Annotated in this window: 25 protein-coding genes; 20 read left to right on the plus strand and 5 right to left on the minus strand. The window is 69.6% G+C overall.

All coding sequences use genetic code 11. The features are described from left to right. Positions 1-12: 12 nt before the first annotated feature. The 8 genes from OH802_RS04740 to OH802_RS04775 all read left to right on the plus strand — a co-directional run bounded on the left by OH802_RS04740 (position 13) and on the right by OH802_RS04775 (position 6,304). Positions 13-1,008, plus strand: coding sequence for a Bug family tripartite tricarboxylate transporter substrate binding protein (locus tag OH802_RS04740; RefSeq protein ID WP_406025587.1), 996 nt, complete (start codon positions 13-15; stop codon positions 1,006-1,008). Next, a complete protein-coding gene (locus tag OH802_RS04745; RefSeq protein WP_406025589.1) occupies positions 1,008-1,691 on the plus strand; it encodes a methyltransferase in 684 nt (227 codons plus the stop codon). The genes OH802_RS04740 and OH802_RS04745 overlap by 1 nt, the downstream gene beginning before the upstream one ends. Further along, positions 1,688-2,089 carry a universal stress protein gene (locus tag OH802_RS04750; RefSeq protein WP_406025591.1) on the plus strand — a complete coding sequence of 134 codons (402 nt, stop codon included), beginning with the start codon at positions 1,688-1,690 and terminating at the stop codon, positions 2,087-2,089. Before OH802_RS04745 ends, OH802_RS04750 begins: the two co-directional genes overlap by 4 nt. Before the next feature lie 33 nt (positions 2,090-2,122). Further along, positions 2,123-2,941: a DUF1932 domain-containing protein gene (locus tag OH802_RS04755; RefSeq protein ID WP_406025593.1), complete on the plus strand. Its 819-nt coding sequence runs from the start codon at positions 2,123-2,125 to the stop codon at positions 2,939-2,941. Next, complete coding sequence (locus OH802_RS04760; RefSeq protein ID WP_406025595.1) at positions 2,938-4,281, plus strand: TRAP transporter large permease subunit; 1,344 nt, start codon at positions 2,938-2,940, stop codon at positions 4,279-4,281. The genes OH802_RS04755 and OH802_RS04760 overlap by 4 nt, the downstream gene beginning before the upstream one ends. 15 nt (positions 4,282-4,296) lie before the next feature. After that, positions 4,297-4,545, plus strand: a complete 249-nt coding sequence (locus tag OH802_RS04765) for a hypothetical protein (RefSeq protein WP_406025597.1) — start codon at positions 4,297-4,299, stop codon at positions 4,543-4,545. Then, positions 4,542-5,519: a cyclase family protein gene (locus OH802_RS04770; protein WP_406025599.1), complete on the plus strand. Its 978-nt coding sequence runs from the start codon at positions 4,542-4,544 to the stop codon at positions 5,517-5,519. Before OH802_RS04765 ends, OH802_RS04770 begins: the two co-directional genes overlap by 4 nt. A gap of 74 nt (positions 5,520-5,593) precedes the next feature. Further along, entirely contained in the window at positions 5,594-6,304 is a 711-nt protein-coding gene (locus tag OH802_RS04775; protein ID WP_406025602.1) for a CPBP family intramembrane glutamic endopeptidase, read from the plus strand. Positions 6,305-6,308: 4 nt separating this feature from the next. Here OH802_RS04775 and OH802_RS04780 read toward each other — a convergent pair whose 3' ends face one another. Genes OH802_RS04780 through OH802_RS04790 form a run of 3 tightly spaced genes read right to left on the minus strand, consistent with a single transcriptional unit; the run spans position 6,309 to position 8,493 of the window. Further along, entirely contained in the window at positions 6,309-7,220 is a 912-nt protein-coding gene (locus OH802_RS04780; protein WP_406025604.1) for an NAD(P)H-binding protein, read from the minus strand. A gap of 9 nt (positions 7,221-7,229) precedes the next feature. Continuing rightward, complete coding sequence (locus OH802_RS04785; RefSeq protein ID WP_406025606.1) at positions 7,230-7,613, minus strand: pyridoxamine 5'-phosphate oxidase; 384 nt, start codon at positions 7,611-7,613, stop codon at positions 7,230-7,232. Positions 7,614-7,623: 10 nt separating this feature from the next. Beyond that, entirely contained in the window at positions 7,624-8,493 is an 870-nt protein-coding gene (locus tag OH802_RS04790) for a helix-turn-helix transcriptional regulator (RefSeq protein WP_406025608.1), read from the minus strand. Between the two features lie 141 nt (positions 8,494-8,634). On the opposite strand from OH802_RS04790, the gene OH802_RS04795 reads away from it, so the two are divergent. From OH802_RS04795 to OH802_RS04810, 4 genes are all read left to right on the plus strand, one after another. Beyond that, positions 8,635-9,489: an SDR family oxidoreductase gene (locus OH802_RS04795; RefSeq protein WP_406025610.1), complete on the plus strand. Its 855-nt coding sequence runs from the start codon at positions 8,635-8,637 to the stop codon at positions 9,487-9,489. Positions 9,490-9,591: 102 nt separating this feature from the next. After that, entirely contained in the window at positions 9,592-10,263 is a 672-nt protein-coding gene (locus OH802_RS04800; RefSeq protein ID WP_406025612.1) for an enoyl-CoA hydratase-related protein, read from the plus strand. A 7-nt stretch (positions 10,264-10,270) separates the two neighbouring features. Next, positions 10,271-10,924: a TetR/AcrR family transcriptional regulator gene (locus OH802_RS04805; RefSeq protein ID WP_406025614.1), complete on the plus strand. Its 654-nt coding sequence runs from the start codon at positions 10,271-10,273 to the stop codon at positions 10,922-10,924. 4 nt (positions 10,925-10,928) lie between these two features. After that, on the plus strand, positions 10,929-11,717 hold the full coding sequence (locus tag OH802_RS04810; RefSeq protein ID WP_406025616.1) for a pentapeptide repeat-containing protein: 789 nt from the start codon (positions 10,929-10,931) through the stop codon (positions 11,715-11,717). Positions 11,718-11,782: 65 nt separating this feature from the next. On the opposite strand, the gene OH802_RS04815 is transcribed toward OH802_RS04810, so the two are convergent. Further along, entirely contained in the window at positions 11,783-12,829 is a 1,047-nt protein-coding gene (locus OH802_RS04815; protein ID WP_378818060.1) for an NAD(P)-dependent alcohol dehydrogenase, read from the minus strand. 32 nt (positions 12,830-12,861) lie between these two features. After that, a complete protein-coding gene (locus OH802_RS04820) occupies positions 12,862-13,320 on the minus strand; it encodes a MerR family transcriptional regulator (protein ID WP_406025619.1) in 459 nt (152 codons plus the stop codon). Between the two features lie 104 nt (positions 13,321-13,424). Here OH802_RS04820 and OH802_RS04825 point away from each other — a divergent pair, with 104 nt between their 5' ends. The 8 genes from OH802_RS04825 to OH802_RS04860 all read left to right on the plus strand — a co-directional run bounded on the left by OH802_RS04825 (position 13,425) and on the right by OH802_RS04860 (position 19,596). Continuing rightward, on the plus strand, positions 13,425-13,814 hold the full coding sequence (locus OH802_RS04825; protein ID WP_406025621.1) for a DUF1801 domain-containing protein: 390 nt from the start codon (positions 13,425-13,427) through the stop codon (positions 13,812-13,814). Positions 13,815-13,925: 111 nt separating this feature from the next. Continuing rightward, positions 13,926-14,723, plus strand: coding sequence for an ABC transporter ATP-binding protein (locus OH802_RS04830; protein ID WP_406025623.1), 798 nt, complete (start codon positions 13,926-13,928; stop codon positions 14,721-14,723). After that, positions 14,720-15,484, plus strand: coding sequence for an ABC transporter permease (locus OH802_RS04835; protein ID WP_406025625.1), 765 nt, complete (start codon positions 14,720-14,722; stop codon positions 15,482-15,484). Before OH802_RS04830 ends, OH802_RS04835 begins: the two co-directional genes overlap by 4 nt. 40 nt (positions 15,485-15,524) lie before the next feature. Beyond that, positions 15,525-16,298 carry a MerR family transcriptional regulator gene (locus OH802_RS04840; protein WP_406025627.1) on the plus strand — a complete coding sequence of 258 codons (774 nt, stop codon included), beginning with the start codon at positions 15,525-15,527 and terminating at the stop codon, positions 16,296-16,298. A gap of 99 nt (positions 16,299-16,397) precedes the next feature. After that, a complete protein-coding gene (locus tag OH802_RS04845) occupies positions 16,398-16,877 on the plus strand; it encodes an SRPBCC domain-containing protein (protein ID WP_141801934.1) in 480 nt (159 codons plus the stop codon). After that, on the plus strand, positions 16,874-17,218 hold the full coding sequence (locus tag OH802_RS04850; protein WP_406025630.1) for an ArsR/SmtB family transcription factor: 345 nt from the start codon (positions 16,874-16,876) through the stop codon (positions 17,216-17,218). The genes OH802_RS04845 and OH802_RS04850 overlap by 4 nt, the downstream gene beginning before the upstream one ends. A gap of 131 nt (positions 17,219-17,349) precedes the next feature. Continuing rightward, positions 17,350-18,867 carry a glycerol kinase GlpK gene (gene glpK / locus OH802_RS04855; protein ID WP_406025632.1) on the plus strand — a complete coding sequence of 506 codons (1,518 nt, stop codon included), beginning with the start codon at positions 17,350-17,352 and terminating at the stop codon, positions 18,865-18,867. Between the two features lie 135 nt (positions 18,868-19,002). Then, positions 19,003-19,596, plus strand: a complete 594-nt coding sequence (locus OH802_RS04860) for a hypothetical protein (RefSeq protein ID WP_406025634.1) — start codon at positions 19,003-19,005, stop codon at positions 19,594-19,596. Positions 19,597-19,598: the final 2 nt, after the last annotated feature.

A 19,598-nucleotide genomic window follows, 5' to 3' on the forward strand; every position in this document is an offset into this window, starting at 1 on the left:
AAGGTCATCACCATGAACCGCGCACCTCGCGCACTCACCCTCGCCGGCATCGGGCTCGCGTGCCTCTCGCTCGCAGCCTGCGCCCAGTCCGCAACCAGCGCCTCGACCGGCGACTACCCGGCCAAGCCCATCGAGCTCGTCATCGGGTACGAAGCCGGGGGCCCGACCGACATCGGTGCTCGCATGCTCGCCAAGGAGCTCGAGGACAAGCTCGACGCCACCATCACAGTCGTCAACAAGCCCGCGGCGAACTCCCAGGTCGCCTACACAGCGCTGACGCAGGCCGAGCCGGACGGCTACACCATGGCCGCCACCACCTTCCCCTCGGCGATCATGACCGTGCTCGACGAGAGCCGGAAGGCATCGTACGAGCGTGACAGCTTCGCCCCCGTGGCACTTCAGGTCGTCGACCCCACCGCGGTCGCGGTCGCGCCCGACAGCGACATCAAGACCCCGAAGGACCTGGTCGAGGCCGCCAAGGCCGAGCCCGGCAAGCTGCGCGCCACCACGACTGGCGTGGCGAGCAACGAGCACTTCGCCCTCGCCAGCCTGAAGGAGGTCTCCGGCGCCGACCTCGCCCCGGTGCACTTCGCCGACGGAGGCACCGCCGCCACCACCGCGTTCCTGGGCGGCAACACCGAGGTCCTGCTCACCAACGTGAGCGACCTGCAGCCGCTGGCCGACTCGGGCAAGGTTCGCATCGTCGGCGTCATGGACGCCGAGCGCGCCCAGTCTCTGCCCGACGTACCGACGTTCAAGGAGTCCGGCTACGACGTCGAGATCTCCTCCTCGCGCGGCTACTCCTTCCCGGCGGGCACGCCCGACGAGGTCGTCGACGAGATGTCCACCGCCATCGGCGAGGTGATGGAGGACCCGGCCTTCCAGAAGAAGATGACCGACGCCGGCCTCGCCCCGTCCTACCTGGACGCCGATGAGTACTCCGCCTACTGGGACGAGACCGAGAAGACCTTCGGTGACCTGTTCCCGCTGGTGAAGGCGGACAGCTGATGACCGACAGCATCATCGCCGACCAGCAGTTCAACCCTGGCGGTCGCCTCGCCACGGCCCGGCCCGAGCGCCCCGACGAGGTCCTTCTCGACCGCTTCCGCCGTCTCCCGACGGCCAATATCGGCGACGCCATGGATCGGCTGGGCTCGGTCGACTCCGTCATCGCGCCGGCCTGGCCGGGCGCCAGCATGGTCGGGACCGCGTTCACCGTTTGGACCCGCCCAGGCGACAACCTCGGCATCCACGAGGCGCTCACGCAGGTCGAGCCCGGTGAGGTGATCGTCGTGAGCGGCGGCGCCGACGAGTCGCGCGCCCTCATCGGTGAGCTCATCGGCGGCAAGGCCAAGGCACGCGGCGTCGCCGGGTTCCTCCTCGACGGTGCCGTCCGCGACGCGGAGGGGCTGGCCGAGTACGACATGCCAGTCTTCGCCCGCTCCCGCACGCCCGCCGGCCCCTACAAGGACGGCCCGTACGCCCTCTCTGTCGACGTCGCCGTCGCCGGTGTGGTCGTACGCCCCGGCGACATCATCGTCGGGGACGCGGACGGTGTCGTCGTGGTTCCGCTCGAGTCCGCGGCTGTGATCGCGGACCGGGCCGAGGCCAAGTTCGCCGCCGAGGAGGCGACCCGCCGAGCGATCGAGGCTTCCCTGGGCCTCGTCGGCCCCGAGGGGCAGCAGCCATGACGATCCTCGTGGGCTACATGCCCGGCGGCGCCGGCGAGCGGGTTCTCGCCGGCGCCGTCCGGGAGGCCCGGACCCGTGGCGGCTCCCTCGTGGTCGTGAACTCCTCGACGGGCGGCGCCTACGCCGACCGAGGGCTCGTCCCAGCCGCGGAGCTCGAGGCCGTGCGGCAGCGACTGGCCGACCAAGGCCTCGAGGTCGAGGTACGCCAGTACGCCGAGGCCGTCTCCGTCGCCGAGACCCTCATCGACGAGGCGGAGAGAGTGAGCGCCGACCTCGTTGTCGTCGGCCTCCGCCGCCGCTCGCGCACCGGGAAGTTCCTCCTCGGGAGCACGGCTCAGACCGTGCTGCTGCGCGCCCCCTGCGACGTCCTGGCCATCCGGATTCCCGCAGACGACTGATCCCTGATCCTCCCCAGCACCGAAAGTTCGACGATGTCACACAGCACAATCTCCGACAGTCCGCTCCAGGATGCCCGCGTGGCGATCCTCGGTCTCGGCGAGGTGGGCCGCATCTACGGCACCGCCCTCGCCGATGCCGGCCACCGGGTGACCGGCTTCGACCCCTACCTCCAAGAGGCGCCGGCGGGCGTCGAGGTCGCGGACACGCTGGAGGGAGCGGTCGCGGATGCGCAGCTCGTGGTCACCCTGACCGCGGCCTCCGCGAGCCGCTCGGTCGCCGAGGCGGCCGTCGCCGCGCTGGCGCACGATGCCGTCTACGCGGACTTCACCTCTTCTGGCCCGACGGAGAAGCGGGCGTTGGCCACGGTTTTCGAGGGGCGTGAGGACGTACGCCTGGCCGACGTCGCCATCCTCGGTCCGGTCATCCAGCTGGGCACAGCCACGCCACTGATGGCCGCCGGACCGGCGGGCGATGCGGTGGCGGCGCTGATGCGACCGCTGGGGACGCCGGTCGAGGTGGTGGGTGGCGACCTCGGCGACGCCATGGCGCACAAGCTGCTGCGCAGCGTCTTCATGAAGGGGCTCGCCTCGGTCGTCGTCGAGGCGGTCGGTGCCGGTCGCGGTGCAGGGATGGAAGAGTGGGTCCGTGGTCAGATCGCGGGCGTTCTCGCCGGGGACGGACAGGCGGTCATCGACCGCTTCCTCACCGGAACGGCGAAGCATGCCGCCCGGCGGGCGGCGGAGATGCGCTCGACCAGTGCCTACCTCTCCGACCTGGGGGTTCACGCCGAGATGACCGACGCCTCTGTGGCAGCGATGGAGCGGATGGCCGCTGACGGGATCCGGTCGTGATCGGCGTATGGGCGCTCGGCGTCTACCTGGCGGTGATCCTGGCCTGGACGACCGTTCTGCGCCGCAACGTGGGTGAGGCGATGGTGGTGGGGTTCGTCGTCGCCGCGGTGTTCAACGGCAGTCAGTTCCTCAGCGCGGGCTGGGACGCCCTCTACGCCGCGCTCATCGACGAGATCGTCTACGCCACCGTCATCTTCGTCTTCATGGGCTACGTCCTGGAGAAGGCAGGCGTCACCCACCGGATGATCGATCTGCTCGACGCCCTGATCGGTCATCGCCGCGGCGGTCCGGCGTACGTCTCGACTGTTGCCTCCGCGGGGCTCGGCAGCATCGTCCACAACCAGGCGGCGATCGCCGCCACCGTCGGGTCGGTGACGATCCCGTGGATGGAGCGCACCCGCGTCGACCGCACCACCGCCGCCACGATCGTGGCCGGCAACGCGGGCATGGGCATCACCTTCCCGTTCAGCGCCTCGATGTTCGTCCTGGTCGGCTCGTCGGTCGGCGGTGCCCTCGTCGACATCGAGTCGCTGATCGTGCCGCTGCTGATCGGTGGCCTGTGGTGCGTGCTGCACCGTCTGATCGTCACCTACCTGCTCGTACGCCGCTCCACGAACGGGAGCGGTCCGACCGTGTCGCGGAGCGGCCGTGACGTACGGGCCGCCTTCTCCAACGGCTGGCCGACGCTGCTGTTGTTCGCCGGGATCGCGATTCCGATCGTCCTCACCACCGGTGCTGTCGCCGAGGCGCTCACCGAGCGGATCGACACCGATGTGACCGAGGCGCTGAGCCCGATCTTCTGGATGCCGGTGATTCTCATCCTGATCGGTCTGTTCCTCGGCCGCGACCGGCTGCCGCGCAACAGCAGGGGATGGGTCGAGCTGATCGGCAGCTCGGCTCCGCGGTTCGGGGTCGTCGGGCTGACGGTCCTGTTCGCGTTCTCGGGTGCGAACGCGCTGGCGACGACCGGGCTGCCCGAGCAGCTCGCCGGGCTGCTCGGTGGCCTCGACCTGCCTGTGTGGCTGCTGGCGCTCGTCATCGGGATCATCGTCGTCGCCGTCGCGGCCCCGCTCTCGAGCACTGCCACGATGGCGGCCGTCGGCGTGGTCGGTGTGGCCGCGCTCGCGGCCGCGGGGGTCCCGGCGACCACCGCAGCGGTTGCCGTCCTCATCTTCTCCTCCTGCGAGGCCGCCGTGCCGCCGGGCGGAGCGCCGCTGTACGTCGCCTGCGGGATCGCCGGCGTCGACCCGCTACACACCTTCCGCAGGATGCTCGTCTACTACGCACTTCCGCTGCTCGGCATCGGCGTACTCGTGGCTTCTGGCATCCTGCCGGTCTGAGAAAGGGACGGAACCATGACCCAATCGATCCTCCGCACCGTCTTCACCGCGTCACTGGTCGTCGCGCTGCTCGGCGGTCTCGCGCTCATCGGCCTGCAGGCCGTGGGGCTGGCTGTCGGCAGCCAGGCGCTCGTCGTCGGCCCCAACGGCCCGTTCAAGACGATCCTGTGCGTCGCCGCCTCGATCTCGGCCGTCACGGCCTACCTCCTCACCCACGTCGGCTCCGAGGCAACGGTGCGCGACGACGCGGAAGCAACGAGATGACCACGCACGACCGCCCGAGCAGGGCCGAGCTCCACGACCGCCCCGGGACGCTTCGAGGCACCTCCTGGGAGCTCTTCGAGGACCCGTGGCGTGGCACGCCGTCCTTCGCGGACGAGGAGAGCGTGGTGGCCGCGGCCGGTCTCGTCCAGCTGGGCGAGACCTTCGGGCTGGACTACCCGATCAACGCGTTCATGCCCGGGATGTCCAAGGCCAGGAAGCCTGCCGAGCACATCATCTACGGCAACCACCCGGCACACCGCGACGACTATCTCGACGGCTACTACCTCCAGTCCTCGACCCAGGTCGACGGGCTGCGGCACCGGCGGGCCGACGACGTCGGGTTCTACGCCGAGACCGCCGACGAGCTGATCATCCCGGGGACCGAGGAGATCGGCATCCAGGTCTGGGCCGATCGCCCCATCGTCAGCCGGGGCGTCCTGGTGGACATCGCCGGTCTGCTCGCCCGGCGCGAGGAGACCCTCGATCACGAGGCCGGCCAGCCGATCCCGTACGAATACATCGACCACGCTCTCACCGCGCAGGCGATCGAGCTGCGTGCCGGTGACATCGTCATGCTCCACACCGGGTGGTGCGAGTGGTTCCTCGAGCTCACCGCCGAGCAGAAGCTGGCCCAGCAGGCCCTCGGCCGCGCCACCGGCATCGAGCAGAGCGAGGAGGTCCTCGACTGGGCCTGGGACTCCGGTCTCGCTCTGCTCGCGGCGGACACGTTCGCGGTCGAGTGCCTGCCGCCCGTGCCCGGCTCGCCCTTCGTCCAGTCGGCGCCGAACGACCGCGGCATGATGCACCAGGAGTTCCTGGCCAAGCTCGGCATGCCGCTCGGTGAGCTGTGGCGGCTCGGGCCGTTGGCACGCCGCATGGACGCGCTGCAGAGGTGGGAGGCCTTCCTCAGCGTCAAGCCGCTCAACGTCACCGGCGCGACCGGCTCACCGGCGAACGCCATCGCGATCATCTGACGGCTCTTCCGGTGCGCGTCGCATGCCGGCCACGTACGTTGGAACGCAGCCGTCACCGGAGCGAGGGGAGTGCCGTGCGCAGCTGGGTGCGCAGGTCGTTGTGGGACGTCGTCCCGCGAGACCACCGTCAGAGCGACGCCGGCCTGCGGCGCCGCCAGGCGATCACGGTCGGCTTCGGGGTGCTCGGCGCGTTGGTGCTCGGCGTCTCGCTCCGCATCGAGCCGGGCAGCGCCTGGTTCTATCCGGCGACCTTCGCCCTGGCTGGAGTCTGGGCGATCGGCGCCTTCGCGTCCGGGCCGCTACATCTCGGACGGATCGGCGCCTGGCCCCGGCAGGAGAGGCAGCCCGAGCAGCGGCTCGTACGCCCGGTGCTGCCGCCGATCCTGCTCGGCCTCGGTCTGGCCGGGGTCTTCGTGATCGGCGGTCTCGTCGTGCGCGAGATCCCGTGGCTGGACCGGCAGGTGCGCTCGGTGCTCGACTTCGCCGACCAGGGCTCGCTCCCGATCCTGGTCGTGGTGACCGCCGTCAACGGGGTGGCGGAGGAGCTGTTCTTCCGCGGCGCGGTCTACGCCGCCCTGCCTCGCCACCCGGTCGCCTGGACGTCGGTGGCCTACGTGATCGCGACCCTCGCGACCGGCAACGTGATGCTGGCCTTCGCCGCGATCCTGCTCGGGGTCGTGGTCGGCCTCGAGCGGCGTGCGTCCGGCGGCGTACTCGCGCCGATCCTCACCCACTGTGCGTGGTCGCTGTCGATGCTGCTGGCGCTGCCGCTGCTCTTCGGCTGAGGTCTCAGACCCCCTTGCCCTCGGCCAGCCGCTCGGCCAGGGCACGTCGCACCGCCTCGCGGTAGGGCAGCGGCTCGCCGGGCACGACCTCGAGGATGCGCCGGTCCTGCGCGACCACCTCGGTGCTCATCGAGTCGATCAGGTTGCGCCCCGTGGTCAGGTCGATGTCGGTCACCAGCGCCAGCCAGTACGACGACAGCCGCGGCGTCAGCACCGGCACCGGGACGACAGGGATCGTTCGGCCGGTGGCCACCTTGGAGGCGACGGTCAGCATGTCGAGGTACGTCATCGCCTCGGGACCGCCGATCTCGAAGACCTCGCCGACCGCGTCCTCGTGGTCGATGACACCCGCGAGATAGCGGATCACGTCGTCGACGGCGATCGGCTGGGTCCGGGTGGCGGTCCACCTCGGCACCACCATGGCGGGAAGGTTCTTGACCAGCTGCCGGGTCAGCTCCCAGGAGACGCCGCCGTGGCCGACGACGATCGCGGCCCGCAGCACCGTGACCGGGACGCCGGCCTCGCCGAGCAGGGCCTCGACCTCGCGGCGAGAGCGCAGGTGAGGAGAGAGGTCCCCGTCATCGTCGCCGAGGCCGCCGAGGTAGACGATCTGGCGCACCCCGGCCCGAGCTGCGGCGGCCCCGAAGGACCGTGCGGCCCGGGCGTCGCGCTCCTCGAAGTCGTCGTGGTCGAGCGAGTGCACCAGATAGACCGCCACGTCGACCCCGTCGAGCGCGGCCGACAGGGTGGCGGGGTCGTCGACGTCGGCGCCCACCGGCTCACCGGAGCCGTCGTAGTCGTCCGGGCGCCGGGTCATCGCACGCACCGTGGTGCCGCTTCGGGTCAGCTCCGCGACCAGCCGCCGACCGATGAAACCGGTCGCGCCGGTGACGAGCACGGTGGGCGAGGTCTCCATGGGTCGAGCCTACGGACGCGCCGGGTCGACCGGTCGGCAGTCCTGCCCGCAACCGTCCTCGGGAACGGGTCCAGAGGCGTGCGATGCCGGCCGGTGCAGCACGGCGCCGGTCGGCGTCACGAGGACATCGGATCCCTCGACACGGCCGGTGCCGTCGACGATCAGCGCGTGGTCGCGCGGCGTGAGCGGGGCGTACGTCAGCGTGAGCACCGGGTTGGTCGCGAGGTTCGCACGGGTGCCGCCGCCGGGATCCGAGATCCGCAGGGTCGAGCCCTCGACGACCGGATCCACGACCACGACCTTGATCCGCTCGCCCGCGGTGGTCAGCAGGAAACCGCTGCCGAACCGCTCGAGGGTCGAGGCGAGATCGGGCAGCGCGACCGGGATGCTCATGTCTCTCACCCTAGTTCGCGGCGAGGACCGCGAGAGCTGCTTCGGTCGACGAGCCGGGTTCGGGAAGGTACGTCACCAGGTTGGTGCTGCTGCCCGGATCGACCGATAGCGACTCGAACGGCAGGTCGAGGTCGCCGACCACGGGATGATGCAGCTTCTTCACCCCGGTCGTGTGGATGCGTACGTCGTGCGCAGCCCAGCGCACCCGGAACTCCTCGCTGCGGGTGCTGAGCTCGCCCACCAGATCGGAGAGCTCGCGGTCGTAGGGGTTGCGGCCCGCCTCTGCGCGAAGCAGGGCGACGGTGTCGTCAGCGGCGTGCTCCCACTCGCGGAAGAAGGTGCCGGCGGTCTCCTCGAGGAAGACCATCCGGGCGGTGTTCACCGGCTCGCCGGCGTCGTACCACGGGGAGAACACCGCGCGACCCAGCGAGTTGACGGCCAGCACGTCGAGGTGTCCGTTGAGCACCATGGCCGGCACGCCGTTCATGGAGTCCACCAACCGATCGATCGTCGGACGTACACCCCTGGGTGCCGAGGACCGGCGGCGCCTGGCGACCTGCGCCGGACCGCCCGCGGTGCGGATCAGGTCCATGAGATGCGCACGCTCGGCCGCGTTGAGCTCGAGCGCCTGGGCGATGCCGTCGACGACGCTCTCCGAGACCCCGGTGGCATCGCCGCGCTCCAGCCGGATGTAGTACTGCGGCGAGACGCCGACGAGGAGGGCGGCCTCCTCGCGACGTAGGCCGGGCACTCGCCGCCGCTCACCTCCGTAGCTCGGAAGACCCGCCTGATCAGGGGTGATCCGGGCACGACGCGTGCTCAGGAACTCCCGGATCTCGGCTCGCGCCGCATCGCGGCGACTGGGCACGTCGGAGGTCATGCCCTCCACTGTAGGAGCCTGCGAGCCCGGGAGAGGGTCACTGCCGGTGACCCTTCCGAGCGGGCCTTCTTGCGACCCTTCCGCGCTGGTTCAGTGATAGGTGGCGCCCAGCAGGGAGCCGACGAACGAGAGGGAAAGCGCATGACAGGGAAGAACAAGAAGAACGTCTGGCTCGTGACGGGTGCGGGCCGCGGCCTGGGCGTCGACATCACCCGCGCAGCCCTGGCCGCCGGGCACGCGGTGGTCGCCACCGCACGGAACCCGAAGAGCGTCACCGAGGCGTTGGGCGAGCACGGCGATCTGCTGCCCGTCGCCCTCGACGTCACCGACCCGGCAGCGGCCGAGGCCGCCGTCCAGGAGGCGGTCGAGCGGTTCGGTCGCCTCGACGTACTGGTCAACAACGCCGGCAGCTTCCAGGCCGGCTTCTTCGAGGAGATGACGCCCGACGCGTTCCGCTCCCAGATCGAGACCACCTTGTTCGGCCCGATCAACCTCATCCGAGCCACCCTGCCTCAGCTCCGCCTGCAGCGAGACGGCCTGGTGATGACGATCTCCTCCACCGCAGGCATCGCGCCGGCCGGCGACTTCCTCACCGCGTACGCCGCCTCGAAGTTCGGTGTCGAGGGGTTCATGGAGGCGCTCGGTCCGGAGATCGCTCCGTTCGGGATCCGGACCATGCTCGTCGAGCCCGGCTTCTTCCGCACCGAGCTGCTCACCCCGCAGTCCACCCACTACGCCGCGCCGTCGATCGCGGACTACGCCGACCGCTCGGCCGCGACCGTGGAAGCCTGGCGAGGCATGGACGGCAAGCAGAGCGGTGATCCCGCGAAGCTCGCCGACGCGCTCGTTCGGCTAGCGGCTCTCGACGAGCCTCCGCTGCGCTTCGCGGCCGGTGCCGACGCCGTGGAGACCTTCGAGACCAAGGCTCGTACGTTGCAGGAGCAGGCCCACGCACACCTCGACCTCTCCACCAGCCTCTCCCGTGAGGTCGGGTGATCTGTGCCACCGCGGCTCTTTTTAGAGCATCGCTCTGTTACTCTCGGTGGCCTACACCCAGGCCCGGCGTGGACGCGGGTCATGACTTGAAGGAGCAGCATCGTGGTCACCATCTCCAGCGACGGACCGGTATGGACACTCGACCTCGGGGACGACGAGAACCGCTTCTCGCCCGACTGGCTCGAGGCGGTCGGCTCGGCGCTCGACCAGATCGAGTCGACGACCGAGCCGGCGGTGCTGGTCACGATCGGCGGCGGCAAGTTCTACTCGAACGGGCTCGACCTGGAGTGGCTGGGGCAGAACTTCGACCAGCACGACACGTACGTCGCCCGGGTCGAGGACCTCTTCGCGCGCATCCTCACCTTGCCGGTCCCGACGGTCGCCGCGGTCAACGGACACGCGTTCGGCGCCGGCGCGATGCTGGCGATGGCGCACGACTACCGCGTGATGCGTGAGGACCGCGGCTACTTCTGCTTCCCCGAGGTCGACATCCACATCCCCTTCACAGTGGGGATGAATGCCCTCGTCACCAGCAAGCTGACCCCGCGCACGGCGCTCGACGCGATGGCGACCGGGCGGCGCTACGGCGGAGCCGACGCCACGGCCGTGGGCATCGTCGACGCCACCGCCTCGTCGGAGAAGCTGTTCGAGGCGGCCGCAGGCTTCGTACGCGATCTGGCGGGCAAGGACCGCGCCACCCTCGGCACGATCAAGGCCCGGATGTTCGCGGACGTCGTCACGGCGCTCGGCGCCGGCAACGACGACCCTGCCTGATCCCGGCATGGGACGTCCACGGCAGTACGACCTCGACGACCTTCTCGCGCATGCCCGGGATCTCTGGATCGGGCGAGGCGTCGACGGCCTCACGATCCGAGCGCTGAGCGCGGCGTCGGGTGCGTCCAACGGGGCGGTCTACCACGCGTTCGGGTCGCGCGACGGCCTCCTGGCCCGGGTCTGGGCCGAGGAGGCCGGCCGCTTCCTCACGTTCCAGCGCGACCGTGTGGCGGACGCGATGCGCGAGGGCGATGCGACCGAGGCCCTGGTCGCAGCTGCGCTCGCCCCCGCGGCGTATGCGAAGGACAACGAGGACGGCGCCCGGCTCCTGCTGGCCGCGACCGCGGACGATCTGCTGACCTCGGAGCTCGACGAGGAGGGACGTACGCAGCTGCTCGGGCTCCAGAAGGAGCTCGGTGGGCTCCTCGTCGAGCTCGCCTCGGCGCTGTGGGAGCGGCGCGATCGTGCCGCGGTCACGGTCGTGCGCCACTGCGTCGTCACCCTGCCCGGGGCACTGCTGCTGAACGCCGACCGCATCACCGACCCGCTTGCCCGGCACGCCCTGGAGCACGCGGTCCGTGGCATCGCGGCCGCGTCGCCACCGGACCGGCCGAGCGCTACGCCCAGGATCGCGTCCACGGCAACGCCCGCGGGAGGATGAGGAGGTGACCCGTCCCGACTCCGCGTACCGCTCTGACTGCTCCCGTTGCGTCGGCCTGTGCTGCGTCGCGCTGTCCTTCACCCGCTCGGCGGACTTCCCCGAGGACAAGGCGGCCGGCGATCCGTGCCGTCACCTCGGCCCCGACTTCGGTTGCGGGATCCACGACCGGCTGCGCGACCGCGGGTATACCGGGTGCACGGTCTTCGAGTGCTCCGGCGCCGGTCAGCAGGTCACGCAGGTGACCTTCGGCGGTGCGGACTGGCGTACGGAGCCGGACCTGCGGCAGAGCATGTTCGACGTCTTCGACGTGATGCGGCAGCTCCACGAGATGCTCGCCCTGCTCGAGGAGGCGGCATGGCGCGGCACCGCGACCGACCTCTCCGAGGCGACCGAGCTGGTGTCAGCGGCGACGGGCGGCGCTGCCGAGCAGGTCCTCGCCACCGACATCCCCGCGCTTCGCGCGGTCGTCGGGAATGCGCTCCGGCAGGTGAGTGCGGAGGTACGCCGACCCGCGGGCCCTGCGCTGAGCGGTGCCGACCTCGTCGGCCGGGACCTGCGCAGGCGAGACCTGCGGCGCGCCGACCTCCGGAGCGCTCTCCTGATCTCCGTCGACCTTCGCGGTGTGGACCTGGCCGATGCCGACCTGCTCGGCGCCGACCTCCGCGATGCCGCGGTCGCCGGTGCGGACCTGTCCCGAGCGCTCTTCCTCGGCCAGGCGCAGGTCAACGCCATGCGTGGGGACGCGAGCACGCGCCTGCCGGACGGCCTCGCCCGCCCCGCGCACTGGAGATAGGCCGAAATGGCGAGAGCGGCAGCCGGACCTGGATCCGGCTGCCGCTCTCGAATGGTCGTGACGGATCAGGCCAGTGTGGCCGTGTCGATCACGAAGCGGTAGCGCACATCGGAGGCCAGGACCCGGGCGTACGCCTCGTTGATCTGGTCCGCCGAGATCACCTCGACCTCGGAGCCGATGCCGTGCTCGGCGCAGAAGTCGAGCATCTCCTGGGTCAGCGCGATGCCGCCGATCATCGAGCCGGCGAAGTTGCGCCGGTTGGTGATCAGCGAGAACACGTTGACGCTCAGCGGCTCCGCGGGCGCGCCGACGTTGACCATCGTGCCGTCCACGGCGAGCAGGCCGAGGTAGGCGTCGAGGTCGATCTTCGCGCTGACGGTGTTCACGATCAGGTCGAACGAGCTGGCCAGCTGCTCGAAGGTCGCCGGGTCGGAGGTGGCGTAGTAGTGGTCCGCGCCAAGGCGCAGCCCGTCCTCCTGCTTCTTCAGCGACTGCGAGAGCACGGTGACCTCGGCGCCCATCGCGTGGGCGATCTGGACGCCCATGTGGCCGAGGCCGCCGAGTCCGACGATCGCGACCTTCTTGCCGGGGCCGGCGCCCCACTTCTTCAGGGGCGCGTACGTGGTGATGCCGGCGCACAGCAGCGGCGTCGCGGCCGCGGCATCCATGCCCTCGGGCACCTTGAGCGCGAAGTGGGCGTCGACGACGACGTGGGTCGAGTAGCCGCCCTGGGTGAACGAACCGTCGCGGTCCTTCGCGGCGTACGTCCCGACGCCGCCGCCGGGGGTCGAGCAGTGCTGCTCGTCGCCGTTGCGGCAGTTGTCGCACTCGCGACACGAGTTCACGAAGCAGCCGACGCCGACGCGGTCACCGACCTTGTGGTTGGTGACCGACGAGCCGACCTCGGTGACGCGGCCGACGATCTCGTGGCCCGGGACGACCGGGAACGGCTGCGGGCCCCAGTCACCGTTGACGGTGTGGATGTCGGAGTGGCAGATGCCGGCGAACTCGATCGCGATGAGGACGTCGTTGGCGCCCACCTCACGGCGCTCGATGGTGATCGGGGCCAGCGGCTCGCCGGCGGAAGGGGCTGCGTACGCGTTGACGCGCATGGGTGTCTCCTGGGTCTGAGATGGGTGGTGGATCAGTGGTTCTCGCGGCTGCGGATCTGGTCCGCCAGGGTGTGTGCCTGCGCGCCGATCTCCTCGGCGCGGACCTGCTCGCCGGCGGCGACAGCTCGCCAGTAGTCGGTCTTGAGACCGACGTACGCCCGTCGCAGCTCGAGGTTCTCGGCCTCGCGGGCGAGGTGAGCGGCGTGCTCGGTGAGCATGTCGATCTGCTCGGCGGCACCTTCGCTGCCGAGGCGACTGTTGGTGACGTACGTCCTCATGTCGTCGATCGAGAGGCCGATCGCGGCCAGGCAGGCGACGCCGGTCAGCTGGTCCAGGTCGGTCTCGTCATAGACCCGGTGGCCGCTGCTGGCGCCGCGGCTGACCGGCGAGATCAGCCCGATCGTCTCGTAGTAGCGCAAGGTGCTGGCCGGCAGTCCGGTCAGCGTCGCCACCTCTCGGATCGTGTACGTCCGAGTCGTTGATGCAGTCACACCAAAGACGCTAAGAACTTCAAGTACTTGAAGTCAAAGGGATGATTTATCGACATGTGTATTTGGCTTGCCGGGCGCCCGCAGCCCGGGCGTACATTGCGATCATGGCCATCCGCACCCATGCCGGCGTCGACAGCTACCTCGACGGTCTGCCGGAGTGGCAGCGCGACATCTGCCGCGATCTGCGCGAGATCATCCACGACGCCGACCCGGAGATCGAGGAGACGATCAAGCGGACGGTCCAGCCCTACTTCGTGCTGCAGGGCAACGTGTGCGCGCTGCTCGCCACCAAGGACCACATCAACCTGTTCCTCTACGACCCGACGGTCCCTGACCCGGCCGGGATCATCAACCAGGGTCACGGCAACGCCACCGGGCGTGCCATCCAGATCTACCGGGACGACCCGATCGACCGTCCGGCGCTGACCGAGCTGCTGCGCGCCATCGTCGCCAACAACCGTGCCGGTGGCTGGCGCCGCCTGCAGAAGGACTGACCGCGCGACCAGCGCATTTCGCGCTCCTGTCGGGTCCGATCAGGCCCAGCGGAAAAAGATCCAAACTTCCGCTTGACCTTGACCCAGCGTCAACCCTCGACGCTATTCGACATGAACCCGACACCAGCAATCCAGATCGCCGGACTGGCCAAGTCCTACGGCGACGTACACGTCCTCCAGGGCGTCGACATGAGCGTCGAGAAGGGGAGCATCTTCGCCCTCCTCGGCTCCAACGGCGCAGGCAAGACCACGACCGTGAAGATCCTGGCCACGCTGCTCAAGGCGGACGGTGGCCAGGCGACGGTCAACGGCTTCGACGTGGCGACTCAGGCCAACGACGTACGTAGGTCGATCAGCCTCACCGGCCAGTTCGCCGCCGTCGACGAGATCCTGACCGGTCGCGAGAACCTCATCCTCATCGCCAAGCTGCTGCGCGAGAAGGACCCGGGCGCGGTCGCCGACGAGCTCCTCGCCCGGTTCTCGCTCACCGAGGCCGGCAACCGCAAGGTGGCGACGTACTCCGGTGGCATGCGCCGCCGGATCGACATCGCGATGAGCCTCATCGGCAACCCGCCGGTGATCTTCCTCGACGAGCCGACCACCGGTCTCGACCCGGAGGCCCGGATCGAGGTGTGGCAGGCGGTCAAGGAGCTCGCCGAGAGCGGCACGACGGTCCTGCTCACCACGCAGTACCTCGAAGAGGCCGAGCAGCTCGCCGACCGGATCGCGATCCTCCACGAGGGCCGCATCATCGCCAACGGAACCCTCGCCGAGCTCAAGGCGATGTTCCCGCCGGCCAAGCAGGAGTACGTCGAGAAGCAGCCGTCCCTCGAGGAGATCTTCCTCGCCATCACCAGCAAGTCCAACGGCAAGTCCGCCAGCACGAACAACGTGAAGGAGTCACGATGACCACCCGATTCTTCGGCGACACCGCCGTCCTGCTCGGCCGTTCCCTGCGACACATCGGCCGCAGCCCCGACACCATCGTCACCACCGCCATCACGCCGGTCGCGATGATGCTCATGTTCGTGTACGTCTTCGGCGGCGCGATCGACACCGGCTCCCAAGAGAGCTACGTCAGCTATCAGCTACCCGGCATCCTGTTGATCACCATCGCCTCCGGCATCGCCTACACCGCCTACCGTCTGTTCCAGGACAAGAACGGCGGCATGTTCGACCGGTTCCAGTCGATGCCGATCGCCCGGTCCGCGGTGCTGTGGGGTCACGTGCTCACCTCGGTGGTCGCGAACATGATCTCGCTGGTCGTGGTGGTGCTCGTCGCCCTGCTGATGGGCTTCCGCACCGGCGCGAGCGTGCTCGACTGGCTCGCGGTCGTCGGAATCCTGGCCCTGTTCACCCTCGCGCTGACCTGGCTCGCGGTGATCCCGGGACTGACTGCCGGCACGGTCGAGGGAGCCAGCGCGTTCTCCTACCCGCTGATCTTCCTGCCCTTCCTCAGCTCGGCGTTCGTGCCGACCGACACCATGCCCGGCCCGGTGCGAGCCTTCGCCGAGCACCAGCCGGTCACCTCGATCGTCGACTCCATCCGGGCGATCTTCGCCGGTCAGCCGCTGGGCAATGAGCTGTGGATCGCACTGGCCTGGTGCGTCGGTCTCCTGGTCGTCGCGTACGTCCTGGCCACCGCTGCCTACCGCCGCAAGTTCGCCTAAACCACGCGACAAACCCGGGTGTTCCCGCCACTATTCGGGGATGCTCACGATCAGCCAGGTGGCTGCCGCCGCCGGAGTCACCGTCCGGGCAGTGCGTCACTACCACGCCAAAGGTTTGCTGGTGGAGCCCGAGCGCGACCACTCGGGCTACCGACGCTACGACGCAGCTGCCGTCGTCGACCTGATCAAGATCCGCATCCTCGCCGACGCCGGCGTCCCGCTCTCCCGTGTCAAGGAGCTGCTGGACGCCGGCGACGACGATTTCAAGAAGGCTGTGGCCGAGATCGACAAGCGCCTCCGTCTCGAGATCCGCGAGCGACAGGGCCACCGCGAGCGGATCGCCCGGCTCGTCCACGGAGACGGGCTGGCCCTCCCGCCCGAGGCGGTCGCCTATCTGGAACGGATGCGGGAGCTCGGCATCCCGCAGCGGATGATCGACGGCGAACGCGACGCCTGGATCCTCGTCGCGGCCCAGCAGCCACAGAGCATGGAGGCCTTCATCCGCAGCAAGGTCGGCCAGCTCGACGACCCTTCGGTCGTGGAGACCTACCAGGAGCTGGATGCCATGCTCGACTGGCTGCCCGGCGACCCCCGCCTGGAGGCCATGGCCGACCGGATCGTCTCGCAGCTCGAAGCGATCTCTCCCGAGGACTGGGCCGCCTACGTCGAGGACGACCAGGCCATGCCCCCCGAGCTCGTCTCCCTGCTCGACGCCATGTTCGTCGAGCAGGTCCCCGTCGCCCACGACCTCATGCGCCTGGTCGAGAAGCGCGGCTACACCGGCTGGACCAAGCTCGAGCGGATCCAGAAGTAGAGGGCGTACGCCGCCGGGTCGGATATGCAACTAGAAGGTTGCAGATGGGTCGTTGAAGTGCAACACTGAGGTTGCACTTCCGCTACCCGAGGAGGACCCATGGTTCACAGCACCGAAGAGCTCGCCGAGCTCGACAGCATCCGACGCCAGATCGACATCGACGCCAGCGCCGAGAAGGTCTGGTCCCTGATCACCCGCCCGGGGTGGTACGTCAACGACGGCACCGTCCTCGACGACCCGGACACCCGCGTCGAGACCGCCGATGACGGCACCGAGGTCGCCGTGGTCACCCACCCGACGATGGGCGAGTTCCGGTTCCGCACGATCGAGCTCGATGAGCCGCGCTACGCCGCGTTCCGCTGGCTCGGCACGCCCTACCGCGACGCCACCGAGGGCACGCTGGTGGAGTTCCGGATCGAGGAGAACCCGGCCGGCGGCGTGACCCTCGAGGTCCTGGAGAGCGGCTTCTCCACCCTGTCCGAGGACCCCGCGGTCTGGCTCAAGGAGCGCGAGGGCAACGACAACGGCTGGGCCCAAGAGCTCGAGGCGGCCAAGACGTACGTCGAGGCGCGCGCGTGAGCGCGACGCCCACCCTTCCCGAGATGTGCGCGGCGCTGGGCGACCAGACCCGCTGGGACATCCTCACCCGGCTGGGGCAGGAGACCATGTCCGCCTCCGCCCTGGCCCGGGTGCTCCCGGTCAGCCGCCAGGCGATCGTCAAGCATCTCGACGTACTCTCCGAGGCCGGCCTCGTCACCGCCGAGCGCCGCGGCCGCGAGATCGTCTACGCCGCCCTCGGCTCCCGCCTCAACGCCCTCGCCCACGAGCTCGACCGCATCGGCAACGCCTGGGACACCAGACTTCGCGCCCTCAAGTCACTCGCCGAGTCGCCGGACGGCGGGCATCCCGACGGCCGATAGCCGAACCCGCCGGGCGGTGCGCTCGGCGGAACCGGCACCTACCAGATGTTGATCTCGCGTTTCGTTCCCTCCGAGGAGGAAGGTGGGGAGGTAGGAACGTTTTCGACCCAGACACGGAGAGGAACGATGACATGCCCGACTACGTCGCAGCCATCGACCAAGGCACCACGAGCACCCGCTGCATGATCTTCGACCACGGCGGCAAGGAGGTGGCCCGCCACCAGTTGGAGCATCAGCAGATCCTGCCGAAGGCCGGCTGGGTCGAGCACAATCCGGTGGAGATCTGGGAGCGCACCAGGGCGGTGATCCAGATCGCGCTCGGCAGCAAGGGCCTGACGGACAAGGACATCGCCGCGCTCGGCATCACCAACCAGCGCGAGACCACCGTGGTGTGGAACAAGAGGACCGGACGGCCCTACTACAACGCGATCGTCTGGCAGGACACCCGCACCGACCGGATCGCCTCCGCCCTCGACAAGGACGAGCGCGGCGACATCATCCGCCGCAAGGCCGGGCTGCCGCCCGCGACGTACTTCGCCGGAGGCAAGATCCAGTGGATCCTGGAGAACGTCGACGGTGTCCGCGAGGCCGCGGAGAGCGGCGATGCCATCTTCGGCACCACCGACACCTGGATCGTCTGGAACCTGACCGGCGGTCCCAGCGGCGGCGTACACGTCACCGACGTCACCAACGCCAGCCGAACGATGCTGATGGACCTCGAGACCCTCGACTGGGACGAGGAGCTGCTCGGCTTCTTCGACATCCCGCGCCAGATGCTCCCCGAGATCCGGCCCTCCTCCGATCACAACGCCTACGGCACCACGCTGGAGAACGGCCCGCTCGGCGGCGAGATCCCGATCACCGGCATCCTCGGCGACCAGCAGGCCGCCATGGTCGGCCAGGTCTGCCTGGACGCCGGCGAGGCCAAGAACACCTACGGCACCGGCAACTTCCTCCTCCTCAACACCGGCCAGGAGCTCGTGCGCTCCCAGAACGGCCTCCTCACCACGGTCTGCTACCAGTTCGGCGACCAGCCACCGACGTACGCCCTGGAGGGGTCGATCGCCGTCACCGGCTCCGCGGTGCAGTGGCTGCGTGACCAGCTGCGGGTGATCAGCAACGCCACGCAGGTCGAGGCCCTGGCCAAGGAGGTCGAGGACAACGGCGGGGTCTATTTCGTCCCGGCCTTCTCCGGTCTCTTCGCCCCCTACTGGCGCTCGGACGCCCGCGGCGTGATCGTCGGCCTGTCCCGGTTCAACAACAGCGGCCACATCGCCCGCGCGGCCCTGGAGGCGATCTGCTACCAGAGCCGTGACGTCGCCGAAGCGATGGAGAAGGACTCCGGCGTACGCCTCGAGGTCCTCAAGGTCGACGGCGGCATCACCGCCAACGAGCTGTGCATGCAGATCCAGGCCGACGTCCTCGGCGTCGAGGTCAGCCGTCCTGTCGTCCCCGAGACCACCGCGCTCGGTGCCGCCTACGCGGCCGGGCTCGCCGTCGGCTTCTGGAAGGACACCGACGAGCTCCGCCAGAACTGGAACGAGTCCAAGCGCTGGAAGCCGGTCTGGAGCGAGGAGCAGCGCGAGACCGGGTACGCCGGCTGGCGGAAGGCCGTCGACCGCACGCTCGACTGGGTCGAAGTCGACTGACGGCGTCGCTTCAAAAACGCCTGTTTGGGGTATGTGCGGGGCGACCCTTCAGACGTACGTTGCGAGAGGGCCTGGCCGGGGCCCGGCAACAGCCTCGACCGGTCCGTTGGCACACCAACGACCGAGGAGGCAGCAATGTTCATTCAGATGATCCAGGGTCCCTGCACCCGGCAGGACGAGGCCCACCAGTTGCTCGACGAGTGGCGGCGTGACCTGGCGCCGAGCGCGACCGGGTGGCTGGGCGGCACCTACGGATTCACCGACGACGGCCAGCTCGTCGGGGTGGTCCGGTTCGAGTCACGCGAGGCGGCGATGGCCAACTCCGACCGTCCCGAGCAGGGGGAGTGGGCCGCGAAGATGGCCGAGGTCATGGACGGGCCGATGGAGTTCCACGACTGCGACGACGTCACGCTGCTGTTCGACGGCGGCTCCGACGACGCCGGGTTCGTGCAGATCATCCGCGGCCGCGTCGACGACCCGAGCCGGCTCAAGGCGATGATGACGACCGACACCACCCAGCTGCACGAGATGCGCCCCGAGATCCTCGGCGGCACCCTCGCGATCGAGGCGGACGGCAGCTTCATCGAGACCGTCGCGTTCACCAGCGAGGCCGACGCTCGCAAGGGCGAGCAGGTCGAGCCCCCGGAAGACGTACGCCGCGAGCTCGACTACGCGATGCAGGGCGCGACCTACTACGACCTGCACCGCCCCTGGTTCGAGAGCGCCTGAGG

This window comes from Nocardioides sp. NBC_00850, from assembly GCF_045207335.1.
GTDB lineage: Bacteria > Actinomycetota > Actinomycetes > Propionibacteriales > Nocardioidaceae > Nocardioides.